General features: G+C 40.1%; 9 protein-coding genes, 1 tRNA gene and 3 rRNA genes. 11 read left to right on the top strand and 2 right to left on the bottom strand.

Features of this window, described 5'->3' with window-relative positions:
• Positions 1 to 10: 10 nt before the first annotated feature.
• The 6 genes from glgA to FJR03_RS11285 all read left to right on the top strand — a co-directional run bounded on the left by glgA (position 11) and on the right by FJR03_RS11285 (position 6,665).
• Entirely contained in the window at positions 11 to 1,489 is a 1,479-nt protein-coding gene (gene glgA, locus FJR03_RS11310) for a glycogen synthase GlgA (protein WP_193113603.1), read from the top strand.
• Positions 1,486 to 3,408: a 1,4-alpha-glucan branching protein GlgB gene (gene glgB / locus FJR03_RS11305; RefSeq protein WP_193113602.1), complete on the top strand. Its 1,923-nt coding sequence runs from the start codon at positions 1,486 to 1,488 to the stop codon at positions 3,406 to 3,408. Before glgA ends, glgB begins: the two co-directional genes overlap by 4 nt.
• Positions 3,409 to 3,469: 61 nt before the next feature.
• Positions 3,470 to 4,417, top strand: coding sequence for a metal ABC transporter substrate-binding protein (locus tag FJR03_RS11300; RefSeq protein ID WP_193113601.1), 948 nt, complete (start codon positions 3,470 to 3,472; stop codon positions 4,415 to 4,417).
• Entirely contained in the window at positions 4,408 to 5,178 is a 771-nt protein-coding gene (locus tag FJR03_RS11295) for a metal ABC transporter ATP-binding protein (protein ID WP_347402108.1), read from the top strand. The genes FJR03_RS11300 and FJR03_RS11295 overlap by 10 nt, the downstream gene beginning before the upstream one ends.
• A gap of 9 nt (positions 5,179 to 5,187) precedes the next feature.
• The gene (locus FJR03_RS11290; RefSeq protein ID WP_193113600.1) at positions 5,188 to 5,985 is read left to right on the top strand and encodes a metal ABC transporter permease; all 798 of its coding nucleotides are present in this window, start codon (positions 5,188 to 5,190) and stop codon (positions 5,983 to 5,985) included.
• Positions 5,982 to 6,665 carry a methyltransferase domain-containing protein gene (locus FJR03_RS11285; protein ID WP_193113599.1) on the top strand — a complete coding sequence of 228 codons (684 nt, stop codon included), beginning with the start codon at positions 5,982 to 5,984 and terminating at the stop codon, positions 6,663 to 6,665. Before FJR03_RS11290 ends, FJR03_RS11285 begins: the two co-directional genes overlap by 4 nt.
• Here FJR03_RS11285 and FJR03_RS11280 read toward each other — a convergent pair.
• The gene (locus FJR03_RS11280; RefSeq protein ID WP_193113598.1) at positions 6,656 to 7,030 is read right to left on the bottom strand and encodes a thiamine-phosphate pyrophosphorylase; all 375 of its coding nucleotides are present in this window, start codon (positions 7,028 to 7,030) and stop codon (positions 6,656 to 6,658) included. The two genes, FJR03_RS11285 and FJR03_RS11280, sit on opposite strands and share 10 nt — an antisense overlap.
• 28 nt (positions 7,031 to 7,058) lie before the next feature.
• Positions 7,059 to 7,760, bottom strand: coding sequence for a Bax inhibitor-1/YccA family protein (locus FJR03_RS11275; protein ID WP_193113597.1), 702 nt, complete (start codon positions 7,758 to 7,760; stop codon positions 7,059 to 7,061).
• Between the two features lie 447 nt (positions 7,761 to 8,207).
• On the opposite strand from FJR03_RS11275, the gene FJR03_RS11270 reads away from it, so the two are divergent.
• From FJR03_RS11270 to FJR03_RS11250, 5 genes are all read left to right on the top strand, one after another.
• Positions 8,208 to 9,725, top strand: a 16S ribosomal RNA gene (locus FJR03_RS11270).
• Positions 9,726 to 9,854: 129 nt separating this feature from the next.
• Positions 9,855 to 9,931, top strand: a tRNA-Ile gene (locus FJR03_RS11265).
• A gap of 171 nt (positions 9,932 to 10,102) precedes the next feature.
• Positions 10,103 to 12,989: ribosomal RNA gene (locus FJR03_RS11260) — 23S ribosomal RNA — on the top strand.
• A gap of 150 nt (positions 12,990 to 13,139) precedes the next feature.
• Positions 13,140 to 13,255 (top strand): 5S ribosomal RNA (gene rrf, locus FJR03_RS11255).
• The 16S, 23S and 5S rRNA genes sit together here with 1 tRNA gene alongside, the layout of an rRNA operon.
• 471 nt (positions 13,256 to 13,726) lie before the next feature.
• On the top strand, positions 13,727 to 14,953 hold the full coding sequence (locus FJR03_RS11250) for an OmpP1/FadL family transporter (protein WP_193113596.1): 1,227 nt from the start codon (positions 13,727 to 13,729) through the stop codon (positions 14,951 to 14,953).
• Positions 14,954 to 14,983 lie beyond the last annotated feature (30 nt).

The raw sequence follows: 14,983 nt of genomic DNA, 5'->3' as shown, positions 1-14,983 counted from the left end.
AGGAGAATCTATGAAACGAAAACTAAAAATCCTTTTTGCCGCTTCAGAAGCGGTTCCTTTTGCAAAAACGGGCGGTTTGGCAGATGTAGCGGGGGCTCTTCCAAAAGCTATCGAGAAGCTTGGGCATGAGATCATCCTTGTACTGCCTAGATATTACAAGATCGATAAAGAAAATCTTACAAAATTAGAAACACCGCTTGGGGTACCGATGGGAAGTATAGGTGAGCTGTGGGCTGCAGTTTACACAACTACTTTGCCACAAAGTGGTGTGCAGGTTTATTTTATCGATCATGAAAACTATTTCGGTAGAGCCGGATTTTACGAGGAGGATAACCGCTCATACAAAGATAACGGTGAGCGTTTTGTTTTCTTTTCAAAAGCGGCATTGCAGTTGTGTAAGATGCTTCATTTTACTCCCGATATTATCCACGCTAACGATTGGCATACTGCACTGTTGCCTATTTTAGCCAAAACCCGTTTTGTACATGATTTTGCCCATGCCAAAACAGTGTTTACGATTCACAATATGCAGCATCAGGGTGTTTTTCACAAAGGGCTGATGGATCTTTTAGAGATTGGCTGGGAGCATTTCAATGCACATGAGTTTGAAAGTTTTAATCATCTCAATATGCTAAAAGGGGGTATAATGCATGCCGATGCAGTAACTACCGTCTCAAAACGTTATGCCAGAGAGATCCAGACAGCGGAGTTTGGTTTTGGACTAGATGGACATCTTTGGGCTCATAGAGAGAAAATTTTTGGGATTTTAAATGGTGTGGATTATGATGAATGGAATCCTTCAAAAGACACTTATATAGCGCAAACTTTCGACCGCGATCAGATGAAGGGAAAAAGAGCGTGTAAACGTGCAATCCAAAAGCACTTTAATTTAGAACAGCGTGATGATGTTCCACTTATAGGCTTTGTCGGCCGTTTTGCAGAACAAAAAGGGATAGGACTTATTTCAAGTGCTATTAACGGAATTTTGGACAATGATCTGCAGATCGTAATGCTTGGAACCGGTGAGAAGTGGGCGGAAGGTTTTTTCTCGGATGTTGCACACCATAGAGGTAATTTCGGTTTGCATGTCGGATACAGTGAAGCTCTTGCACATCAAATAGAAGCGGGATGTGATATGTTTTTAATGCCTTCTCTCTTTGAGCCTTGCGGGCTGAACCAGATCTACAGTTTGCGCTACGGTACTTTGCCGATAGTACGTGCAACGGGAGGGCTTGACGATACTATAGTGAATTTCGATGAACATCATCGCCACGGTAACGGTTTTAAGTTTTACGATGCCACTTCCGAAGCACTATACTATACTGTTTTATGGGCTATGAGTATATATTACAATGACAAAGAGGCCTTTTTAGATATGCAACGACGTGCTATGAGCGAACATTTTAGCTGGGATGATGCGGCAAAGGATTACGAAGCGGTCTATCGCTACATTTTAGACCCTGCAAATAATGAGAGACCAAAGCAATGAACTATGAATCTTTTTACGATGTAACTCTTTTTAGCGAGTTTGATATCTACCTTTTTAAAGAGGGTACACATACAAAACTCTATGAGCATCTAGGTGCACACCCTTATGTAAGAAACGGTCAAGAGGGTGTTTACTTTGCTGTGTGGGCACCGAGTGCAAAGGGAATTTCTTTAATAGCCGATTTTAATAATTTCAATAATCAAACCCATCCGTTAAAGATGCGCCAAGACGGTTCCGGGATCTGGGAAGTGTTTGTTAGTGATGTTAGTATTGAAACACTTTACAAATACTATGTAGATTCAGATAATGAACAGGTAAGTAAAGAAAAAGCAGATCCTTTTGCATTTTATGCCGAAGTTGCTCCGAAATCCGCATCAAAAGTTTGGAATCTTAATGTTTTTTCTTGGGATGATGATGCATGGATGAAAAAACGTAAAAAACACAACTCCCATAAAGCACCCATAAGTATCTATGAGATCCATCTGGGTTCATGGAGAAGAAAAGTTGAAGAGGACAACCGTTTTTTAAATTATACGGAAGCTGCGAATGAACTTGCACACTATATTAAAGAACTAGGTTTTACCCATGTGGAACTGCTGCCGATTACTGAATACCCTTTTGAAGGTTCATGGGGGTATCAGGTAACTGGTTATTTTGCACCCACTGCCAGATACGGTACACCTGAGCAGTTTAAAGAGTTTGTAAATATTATGCACAATCACGATATCGGAGTAATTTTAGACTGGGTCCCTTCCCACTTTGTAACTGACGGGCACGGGCTGATTACTTTTGACGGTACGTGTTTGTATGAACATCACGATCCAAGAAAAGGGTACCATCCGGAATGGGGAAGTGCGATTTTCAACTACGATCGAAATGAAGTACGCGCATTTCTGGTAAGTTCTGCAATGTTTTGGCTTGATAAATACCATCTTGACGGCATACGAGTCGATGCTGTCGCTTCTATGCTTTATCTTAACTATGCAAGAGAGGATGGGGAGTGGCTGCCAAATGAGGACGGCGGTAACATAAACAAGGGTGCCGTAGAGTTTTTACGCCATCTCAATATCAGTGCATACGCAGAGCATAAAGATATTATGATGTTTGCCGAGGAGTCTACAAACTATCCGATGGTAAGCGGTGCTGTGAGTGACGGGGGACTTGGGTTTGGATATAAATGGAATATGGGATGGATGCACGACATTCTCAAATATATGAAAAATGATCCAATTAACAGACAACATCACCATAAAAACCTCACTTTCAGTTTTGTCTATATGTATAACGAAAACTATGTTTTGCCTCTGAGTCACGATGAAGTTGTGCATATGAAAGGTTCTTTGATCAATAAGATGCCCGGAGAGTATCACAAAAAATTTGCAAATCTTCGAGCACTTTACAGTCTGATGTATGCGCATCCCGGGAAAAAACTTCTATTTATGGGTGGAGAGTTCGCCCAGTTTGCAGAGTGGAATTTCTCACAAAGTCTTGATTGGCATCTTTTAGAGAATGAAAATCATTCAGGGGTGAAAAAACTTATATATACGCTCAATACCCTTTATAAAAAAGAGCCCGCACTTTATAAAAACGATGTAGAGAGTAACGGTTTTGAATGGATCGATGAGAACGATTACAGGGCAAACGTTATTGCATTTATACGTAAGGGCAATATAAAAGAGAAACCGTTGATTATCGTATGTAATTTTTCCGATAAAGCACATATAGGATATATGCTGGGAATGCCAAAACGTGGAGAATATAAAGAGATCTTTAACTCTGAGGATAAATCTTTTGGAGGGAGTGGAAGCTTGAATAAAGATGTTTTAAAAACGACTCCAAAAAGTTATCATGGAAGAAAAAATATGATCAGCCTTAATTTAGCGCCGCTAAGCGTACTCTATTTACAAAAAATGTCGTAGAAATCTGACACGAAAAATAAAAGAGGGTATAATTGCATTATAATTTATATAAGGATGTAAAGTGAAAAATTTGAAGATAGTTTTAGCGCTACTTTCCCTCATAGTAGTTGTTCTAATCCTAACAACAGGCTCAAAGGAACAAAAGCTTTCTTCAAAACCGCTTGTGGCAACAAGTAACTTTGCTATCTATGACCTTACAAAAAATATCGGTGGTGATAAAATAGAGTTGATCAATATTTTACCTTTTGGGGTAGATCCGCATAGTTTTGAGCCTACTCCAAAGATTGTTGCCAAACTTGAAAAAAGTAAGCTTTTTCTTTATAGCGGTGATGTTTTGGAACCATGGACCCAGCATCTTGCCTCTGAGGTACATAAACTTGATATGAGTAAGTATGTTACTCTTAAAACTTTAGAAGATGATGAGGATGAGGAACACGGTGAAGATCATGAGGAGCATGAACATCATCACCACCATCATGGAGCATACGATCCCCATTATTGGCTTGATATTGAGAATATGAAACAACTTTCTCTTGTAGTAACTGAACAGCTTAGTAAGATAGACCCAAAAAACAAACATTTTTTTGAAAAAAATAAAGAGCAGTATATTCAGCAATTAGATCAACTTGACGGTTTATATAAACAACAATTACTTGAATGTAAGCTAGATACAATTATTGTGACTCATAATGCATTTTCTTATTTAGCTGAGAGATACGGCTTTAAAGTTGAATCTTTAACAGGGCTTTCAACAGAAGCACAGCCGAGTGCAGAGGATGTAAAACATTTACTTCAGGAAATAAAAGAGAAAAATATACAGATTATATTTTTTGAAAATTTTGCCAACAATAAAAATATTCAAACAATTGCTGATGATACGGGTATAAAGATCGATAGTTTACAACCGCTTGGGAATATAACGGGGGAAGAGATGACTCTTAAACTGGACTATATTGATATTATGAAGATAAATTTAGACAAAATTGCTGAGGCTATGCAGTGCCGTTAAAGTTTAAAGTTCCTATTTTTGATGTAAAAAATCTCTGTTTTGAGGTTATGGACCAAAAGATACTCAGTAATATCAGTTTTCATATTTTTAGCGGGGAATATATTGCTATTATAGGACCAAACGGTGGCGGAAAAACGACACTTATCCGTACATTGCTTGGGCTAGAAAAAGCAACATCCGGAACTATCAAGATATTTGGAAAAGAGCAAAAAAAATTTAAAGAGTGGTACAAGATCGGGTATGTGCCTCAACGTGCATCGCTGGTTGATCAAAATTTTCCTGCTACGGTTGAAGATATTGTAAAGATGGGAAGAGTTGCCAAGAGAAAACTTTTTTCAAGAACATCTTTAGAAGATATACAAGCGGTGGAAGATGCAATGGATAAGATGGATATTACACATCTAAAAGACAAGATGGTGGGTACTCTTTCAGGTGGTCAGCGTCAGCGTGTGATGATTGCACGTGCTTTGGCTTCTTCTCCAAAGATTTTAATTCTTGATGAACCAAATACAGGTGTAGATGTAAAGTCGCAACAAAGATTTTACGAGCTTTTACGTAAGTTAAATAAAGAGGATGGAATCACTATTTTGTTTATTACACACGACATCGGGGTGATCGCAGATGATATTGCAAGACTTTTTACGATCAACCAAAAAGCGACAATCTGCAATAACCCTAAAGAAGCGCTTTCTTGTGAAGAGATGAGTGAACTTTACGGGATCGATGCCCATCTGATTCATATGCATAAGCATGAGCATTAGGATATTAATATGTTAGAGATGTTTGATTATGATTTTATGCAGCGTGCTTTTATAGCAGGGATATTTATAGCTATTTTAGCCTCTATAGGTGGAACATTTGTAGTCCTTAAACGCTATTCACTTATTAGTGAGACTTTGGCTCATTCTGCTTTAGTCGGTGTTGCTGTAGGTTTGGTAGCAGGATATAATCCAATGTGGGTAGCGGTAGTAGTTGCTGTAATGTTTGCATGGCTTATAGAGTATCTTAGAAGTTCGTTTTCTTTGTATTCCGATGCAATACTCTCAATTATACTCTCAGGGGCTCTGGCGTTGTCTGTGATTATAGTTTCTGTCGGCGGTTCATTTAACAATTCTTTATTTTCCTATCTTTTTGGTTCGATTTTAGCGGTTACGACTGAAGACCTTTATACAATCCTTATCTTTGGGGCAATAGCACTGAGTTTCTTACTGCTGTTTGCAAAAGAGCTTTATTTTATAGCTTATGATGAAGAGGTAGCAAAAACAAGCGGACTAAAAGTAAAACTGTTAAACTTTTTACTTGTAAGTGTAGTTGCTATTATTATTGCCCTATCTATTCGGGTTGTGGGAAGTCTACTGATCGGTGCTTTGATGGTGATTCCTGCAGTATCGGCTTTACAATACAGAGTAGGATTTAAACAGACGCTTCTGCTTGCACTGTTTTTTGCGATCTTTAGTGTTGTGTTAGGTATGGTAGTCTCTTATCACTTCTCACTCCCTTCAGGTGCTACTATAGTACTGAGTATTATTTTACTCTTTGTTATCTCATTGGTGCTCAATAGAAAATGAGAATAGATTCAGAATTTTCAAAATATGCTGCCCATTATGGGAGCTATAATGTTATTCAAGAAAAAGTGGCTGTAAAACTGCTTTCCCATGTGAATAACAAGCCGAAAAATATTTTAGATCTGGGATGTGGTCACGGTGCCCTCGTAGAGAAGATAGATTGGGAATATAATCGTTTTGTAGGTGTTGATTTTGCAAAAGGGATGCTGGAATTGCATCCGAAATCCAAAATAATAGAGTGTATATATGGTGATTTTAATGATGATGGACTCTATAAAACACTAAAACAATACAATTTTGACTATGTACTATCCTCTTCAGCATTGCAATGGGCACAAGATCTAGAGAAGGTCTTTAGTAATATTAAAAGTTTGGATACGCAGATCTCTTTAGCTATCTTTACATCCGGAACTTTTGAAACACTTCATAAAACAGCATCATTAGAACCATTGCTGCTTTCAAAAGATGAAATATACACAATACAGAAAAAATATTTTGATGTGAATTTTGAAGTTGTAAATTATCGTCTTGAATTCGAAAATACAAGGGAGATGTTTCGATATATAAAAAAGAGTGGTGTCAGCGGCTCTAGAAATGCCCTCTCGTTTAAAGAAACGAAAAAGCTGATGGATGAGTACCCATTAAACTATTTAGAGTTTGAGGTGGCTTATATCTACTCTTGAGTTAGAAGGATCTCTTTTTCGAGATCGTATAACTCATAGCGAATATGTTTAAACTTTTCACTTTCACTAATACTTTCAAGCTTATATAACTCCTCTAACACCCTTGATGATTCCTGTGCACGCTTTAGATTAGCAATAATAATCCCTTCTAAATTATCACGTGTCTGTTCACTTGTAGTAGATGGACGTAGTACATCATTGATACTGTCACGATACTGAAGTAACTCTTTTGTATTATCAGTTACAGCCTGATGACGAAGCGATTTGAGTTTTGAAGAAAGTGTTTTATTATTCTCTTTGTAGCGAAGTATATCCTCAACAACACGGATACCCTCTTTAAGACGATTGAGGTTGGCATCTATCACCCGAAAAAGTTCGGGCGATAAATTGGTATTAGTCTTCACTTCCGAAGATACCAAATAGCTGCAGTAATGCAGTAAAGATATTTAAGAAGTCAAGATAAAGTGCAATAGCACCGTCAATTGGTGTTTCATATGCACCTTGCATAATGTTTTGAGTATCATAAATAACTAAGATACTAAACAGTATAACAACAGCTCCACTTAACATTACGTGAAGCATTGGGTTGCCTAAAAAGATATTTAAGATAGAAAAACCGATGATCACTAAAAGAGCAATCATTAAAGGTTTCCCGTACCCTGTAAAATCTTTTGTAGTTTTAACAGCATAGAAGCTCATTGCTCCAAATACAACAGAAGTCATAGCGAATGCATTACCAATAATTGTCGCACCGCCGTTAAGTCCTAAAGTGTGTGAAAGTAAAGGTGCTAACATAAGACCTGTCATAAAAACAAAGCCAAACATTACAACTAAATTGATACCTGGTTTATGTTTAACAAAATGTAAACCAATTAATAGACCAATTTCTAAAATGAAAAGAGGCCAAAACATTGCATGTATTGCACCAGCTAATGGGATACCAACATATGCACCAACAGCACCGGCCATCATAGATGCAGCAAATAGTTTATAAGTCTCTTTTACAAAAGATACTATCTGCGCTTCACTACGATGAGCACTTCCATAAGCGTAAGTATTATGCTCTCTAGCATAGTCACGATCGTAAAGTCCCATATTTATTCCTTTATATACGAAATATGAATTTAAAAAGAATTTTATAGCGAAAAGGTAAACAGGTAGCAACATAGATGTTAATATCTATACATTATAATATAAGATGGTATTTATAGATATTATTATTACTATTTTATATAGATTGAAATTCTAAAAGAAACAAATTTGCAAATTTATTTCCAATTCCCCAAATAGTTAAGCTTCTTCTAAGTATACTTCTCCTATAATTCCCGTCCACAAACGATGAGAGGCCATCGAAAGAGGGTCAGAGGTACTTCGAGTTGAAGCTACTGATTAACGTTTGAGATCATTGAAAACTAAGCAAGCGAGAGCTTGAGATAATAACTAATAATACAACAACCGTCTATTAACTTTTAATAGGTTAGTAGATAACTTTAAGATAAAGCCAATGATTTTTAAATCTTGGGCTAAAGATTAAACAATTCAATTATGGAGAGTTTGATCCTGGCTCAGAATGAACGCTGGCGGCGTGCTTAACACATGCAAGTCGAACGGTAACAGAGGAAGCTTGCTTCCTGCTGACGAGTGGCGCACGGGTGAGTAATATATAGGTAATGTGCCCCTTAGACCGGGATAGCCACTGGAAACGGTGATTAATACTGGATACTCCTTCTTTTCATAAGTTAAGAAGGGAAATGTTTTTTCGCTAAGGGATCGGCCTATATCCTATCAGCTAGTTGGTGAGGTAACGGCTCACCAAGGCAATGACGGGTAGCGGGTTTGAGAGGATGATCCGCCACACTGGTACTGAGACACGGACCAGACTCCTACGGGAGGCAGCAGTGAGGAATATTGCACAATGGGGGAAACCCTGATGCAGCAACGCCGCGTGGAGGATGACGCATTTCGGTGTGTAAACTCCTTTTATATGTCAAGAAAATGACGGTAGCATATGAATAAGCACCGGCTAACTCCGTGCCAGCAGCCGCGGTAATACGGAGGGTGCAAGCGTTATTCGGAATCACTGGGCGTAAAGGACGCGTAGGCGGGTTATCAAGTCAGGTGTGAAATCCTACAGCTTAACTGTAGAACTGCACTTGAAACTGGTAGCCTAGAGTATGGAAGGGGCAGATGGAATTAGTGGTGTAGGGGTAAAATCCGTAGATATCACTAGGAATACCGAAAGCGAAGGCGATCTGCTGGGACATTACTGACGCTAAGGCGTGAAAGCGTGGGGAGCAAACAGGATTAGATACCCTGGTAGTCCACGCCCTAAACGATGAACACTAGTCGTCGGGGTACTAGTTACTTCGGTGATGCACTTAACAGATTAAGTGTTCCGCCTGGGGAGTACGGTCGCAAGATTAAAACTCAAAGGAATAGACGGGGACCCGCACAAGTGGTGGAGCATGTGGTTTAATTCGAAGATACGCGAAGAACCTTACCTGGCCTTGACATTGATAGAACACACTAGAGATAGAGTGGTGCCCTTCGGGAGCTTGAAAACAGGTGCTGCACGGCTGTCGTCAGCTCGTGTCGTGAGATGTTGGGTTAAGTCCCGCAACGAGCGCAACCCTCGTCCTTAGTTGCCAGCAGTTCGGCTGGGCACTCTAAGGAGACTGCCTTCGCAAGGAGGAGGAAGGTGAGGACGACGTCAAGTCATCATGGCCCTTACGGCCAGGGCTACACACGTGCTACAATGGGGCGTACAGAGAGTTGCGATACCGCGAGGTGGAGCTAATCTCATAAAGCGTCTCTCAGTTCGGATTGTTCTCTGCAACTCGAGAGCATGAAGCTGGAATCACTAGTAATCGTAGATCAGCAATGCTACGGTGAATACGTTCCCGGGTCTTGTACTCACCGCCCGTCACACCATGGGAGTTGATTTCACCCGAAATCGGGAAGCTAACCTTCGGGAGGCTACCGCTTACGGTGGAATTAGCGACTGGGGTGAAGTCGTAACAAGGTAACCGTAGGAGAACCTGCGGTTGGATCACCTCCTTTCTAGAGTAAAGAGCAATCATTCGTTTGATTGGCTCACTAAAGAATCTCACGATTCAACAAAGTATTATTTCTTGTCTCTTCTTGCTTAGTTTTCAGTGATCTAAGTTCATTAGAATTACAAGTGTACAAGGGCCTATAGCTCAGCTGGTTAGAGTGCACCCCTGATAAGGGTGAGGTCCCAGGTTCAAGTCCTGGTAGGCCCACCATTTTTGTAAAAAATCAAATATAAGCTTTCAAATGAGAGTTTATATTTGGTTTTTAAACCAAAACGATCATTAAATTAACATTGTTAAAGTCAACAACTAAATAACTACAATTACAAGGACTACTGAGTTTAGTGTAGAGATACATTAAATAAGGTAGTGAAGCGAATTAGAATAAAAGATATTAAGGGCCATAGGTGGATGCCTAGGCTGGTAGAGGCGATGAAGGACGTACTAGGCTGCGAAAAGCCTCGGGGAGCTGCCAAGAAGCTTTGATCCGGGGATTTCCGAATGGGGCAACCCAGCATGGAGTGATTCATGTTACCCTACGGGGGGGCGAACTCAGGGAAGTGAAACATCTCAGTACCTGAAGGAAGAGAAATCAAACGAGATTCCGAAAGTAGCGGCGAGCGAAATTGGATTAGGGCGCTTAGTGATAGCATATTTGTTAGCCGAACACTCTGGAAAGTGTGAACATAGAGGGTGATATTCCCGTAAGCGAAAACATTTATGTGGTACTAGACTAAGGAACGAGTAGGTCGGGACACGTGTTATCTTGACTGAATATGGGGGGACCACCCTCCAACCCTAAATACTACTACCAGACCGATAGTGAACAAGTACCGTGAGGGAAAGGTGAAAAGGACTGCGGTGAGCAGAGTGAAATAGAACCTGAAACCTATGGCTTACAATCATTCGGAGCACTATTTTAATGTGTGACGGACTGCCTTTTGCATAATGAGCCTGCGAGTTGTGGTATCTGGCAAGGTTAATCGAACGAGAAGCCGTAGCGAAAGCGAGTCTTAATAGGGCGACATAGTCAGATGCTGCAGACCCGAAACTGAGTGATCTATCCATGAGCAGGTTGAAGCTGGTGTAAGAGCCAGTGGAGGACCGAACCCATTGACGTTGAAAAGTCACGGGATGACTTGTGGATAGGGGTGAAAGGCCAATCAAACTCAGTGATAGCTGGTTCTCTCCGAAATATATTTAGGTATAGCCTCGAGCATTAGCATGTAGGGGTAGAGCACTGACAGGGCTAGGGCTGCTTACCGCGGTACCAAACCCTATCAAACTCCGAATACTACATGTGTAACCTCGGGAGTCAGGCGTAGGGTGATAAAATCCTATGTCGAGAGGGGAACAACCCAGACTAACAGCTAAGGTCCCAAAGTTTTATCTAAGTGGAAAAGGATGTGGAGTTGCTGTGACAACCAGGAGGTTGGCTTAGAAGCAGCCATCCTTTAAAGAAAGCGTAACAGCTCACTGGTCTAGCGATTCTGCGCCGAAAATATAACGGGGCTAAGATAAACACCGAAGCTTTAGATTCATAGTTTACTATGAGTGGTAGGAGAGCGTTCCATTCAGCGTTGAAGGTATACCGGTAAGGAGTACTGGAGCGGATGGAAGTGAGCATGCAGGCATGAGTAGCGAGAAAAGAAGTGAGAATCTTCTTCGCCGAAAACCCAAGGTTTCCTACGCGATGCTCGTCATCGTAGGGTTAGTCGGGACCTAAGTCGAGTCCGAAAGGGGTAGACGATGGCAAATCGGTTAATATTCCGATACCGACATTATATCGTTTGAGTGATGGGGGGACGCATAGAGTTAGACGAGGTCACTGATGGAATAGTGGCTCGAAGGGTGTAGGATGATAAGTAGGCAAATCCGCTTATCACGAATCCGAGACCTGACAGGCTGAACAATCTCTTCGGAGAGCGTTTAGAATCGTCGATACTGTCGTGCCGAGAAAAGCCTCTAAACGAGATATAATGTTGCCCGTACCGTAAACCGACACAGGTGGGTGAGATGAGTATTCTAAGGCGCGTGGATGAACCCTTGTTAAGGAACTCTGCAAACTAGCACCGTATCTTCGGTATAAGGTGTGCCCTATTTGTTAAGAGATTTACTCTCTGAAGCATTGATGGGTCGCAGCAAAGAGTCCCTCCCGACTGTTTACCAAAAACACAGCACTCTGCTAACACGTAAGTGGATGTATAGGGTGTGACGCCTGCCCGGTGCTCGAAGGTTAAAAGGATGCGTTAGCTTTGCGAAGCGTTGAATTGAAGCCCGAGTAAACGGCGGCCGTAACTATAACGGTCCTAAGGTAGCGAAATTCCTTGTCGGTTAAATACCGACCTGCATGAATGGCGTAACGAGATGGGAGCTGTCTCAACAAGGGATCCAGTGAAATTGTAGTGGAGGTGAAAATTCCTCCTACCCGCGGAAAGACGGAAAGACCCCGTGCACCTTTACTATAGCTTGACACTGCTATTGGGATATTCATGTGCAGGATAGGTGGGAGCCATTGATTCATAGTCGCCAGATTATGATGAGGCATCCTTGAGATACCACCCTTGAATATTCTGATAGCTAACTCCGTACGGTTATCCCGTGCGAGGACAATGTCTGGTGGGTAGTTTGACTGGGGCGGTCGCCTCCTAAAAAGTAACGGAGGCTTACAAAGTTCGGTTCAGAAGGGTTGGAAATCCTTCGTAGAGTATAATGGCATAAACCGGACTGACTGTGAGACATACATGTCGAGCAGAGTCGAAAGACGGTCATAGTGATCCGGTGGTTCTGTGTGGAAGGGCCATCGCTCAAAGGATAAAAGGTACGCCGGGGATAACAGGCTGATCTCCCCAAGAGCTCACATCGACGGGGAGGTTTGGCACCTCGATGTCGGCTCATCGCATCCTGGGGCTGGAGCAGGTCCCAAGGGTATGGCTGTTCGCCATTTAAAGCGGTACGCGAGCTGGGTTCAGAACGTCGTGAGACAGTTCGGTCCCTATCTTCCGTGGGCGTAGGATTGTTGAGGAGAGCTGACCCTAGTACGAGAGGACCGGGTTGGACGAACCACTGGTGCACCAGTTGTCCTGCCAAGGGCATAGCTGGGTAGCTACGTTCGGATGTGATAACCGCTGAAAGCATCTAAGCGGGAAGCCAACTCCAAGATGAACAATCCCTGAAGTACGCTTGAAGACTACAAGCTTGATAGGCTGGATGTGTACGCGAAGTAATTCGTTTAGCTGACCAGTACTAATAGTACGTTTGTCTTTTTTCATTAAAAGCTTCACTACCTTATTTAGTGTATATCATTAAATGAAGTAATCCTTGAGTTGTTTAGTTGACTTTAACTTTTTTAATCTTCTTATCTATGATCTTAAAGGTCAACTGTAAGAGTATCAAACAATACTTTTACACTTGATCTTGTCTAGGTGGCTATAGAGAGAGGGAAACGCCTGGCCCCATTCCGAACCCAGAAGCTAAGCCTCTCATCGCTGATAATACTGCATCTTTCAGGTGTGGGAATGTAGGTCGCTGCCTAGTTCGGATCAATTATCCATTCTAATCTATCTTATCAATCCATTTTTTACTTAATCACTAACTATTTATATACTTACTTTTACCCTTTTACTTCTATTATTTTTGTCTCTTTGATTATTTTTATTATATTTTGGTCTATAATTAGGGTATATATATGTTTTTTGTGATAATAATGTTACAAAAATGCACATTATTAAAAAATTATCACAAATTTATATTATAAGTAACTGTTTTATTTTTTTGATAAATTCTATAAAATTGTTTAATATCTATCCTTTTTTACTACTAATAATAATATATCATTATACAAATCTATAATATTTCAAATATTTAGCTGTTTTAATAACTATTAATATAATATTTTTTTATACTTATATTCTTTCTATTAAGGTTGAGTTAAAATTTTATCACATATAATGACTGCAATCGAAACAAACTCTTGTTTCTATATTTAAAAGCTCTTAAGGGGAGAAAATGAAAAAAACAATCAAATTAGCAGTAGTAGCTGCTTTAGCTCTAGGTGCAACATCTGCATTCGCAACAAACGGTTCTGCTTTAATCGGTGTGGGAGCAAAAGCTCGTGGTATGGCTGGTACTGGTATAGGTATGACTCATGGTGCTGAATCAGCTCTAGTGAATCCTGCTTTAATTACTTCTGTTAAAGGTACTGAAGTTTCATTTGGTGGTACATTATTTATGCCAGATGTTAAAAATACAAATGATATGACAGGTCTTGGTGGTACGACTGCTACAAATACAAGTGCAGCTGATATGAATGTTATTCCTTCAGTTTCTATAGCATCAAAAGTTACAGATAACTTTTATATGGGTGTAGGTATTTGGGGTACTGCTGGTATGGGTACAGATTATCGTGATGCTGATGCTGCAACAGATACTCAATTACAAATGGTTACAAACCTTCAACTTATGCAATTTGGTCTTCCATTAGCATACAAAATGGATAGTTTTAGCGTAGCAGTTACTCCAATTTTACAATATGGTGCTTTAGATATTAACTATAATTTTGGTGGTAATACTGGAATGGGGATTGCCCAAGATTTAGCATTTGGTTATAATCTTGGTTTATCTTACGAAATGTCTGGTTTAACTGTTGGTGCTGTATATAAATCTCAAATCGATATGCAATACAAAGGGTTTGATGCTGTAGTTACTCCTTTTACAGGTGGTGCTGGATACACTAATGATAAATTGTCAACTCCTGCAGAGATTGGTATTGGTGCATCTTACGCAATGGGTGAACATACTGTAGCAATCGATTATAAACAAATCAAATGGTCATCATGTAAAGGTTATGAAGATTTTGAATGGGATGATCAAAATGTAATTGCAATTGGTTATGAATATGCTACAAATTCTTGGGCTTTAAGAGCTGGTTATAATTATGCATCTAGTCCAATTAGTGAACAAACTTATGCTGGTGCTAATTCAGCTAATTTAGCTGCAGGTGTTGTTAACACATTTAATCTTTTAGGTTTCCCTGCAATTGTTGAATCTCATTATGCAATCGGTGCTACATATAATGTAAGTGAAGTTACTTCTTTAGACTTAGGATTAACTTATGCTCCAGAAGTAACAAATACATACGAAAACTTTAATGCTGCATTTGGTGGTGGTGCTGGTGACATGACAGTTAAACATAGCCAAACTGGTGTAAGTGCACAAGTTAACTTCGCTTTCTAATATTAGCTAGCAAAAAGAAATTCTCCTTTC

Source organism: Sulfurimonas marina (genome assembly GCF_014905095.1).
Taxonomy (GTDB): domain Bacteria; phylum Campylobacterota; class Campylobacteria; order Campylobacterales; family Sulfurimonadaceae; genus Sulfurimonas; species Sulfurimonas marina.
Note: the sequence above shows the minus strand (reverse complement) of the source record. Positions and strands in the feature narration are given on the sequence as shown.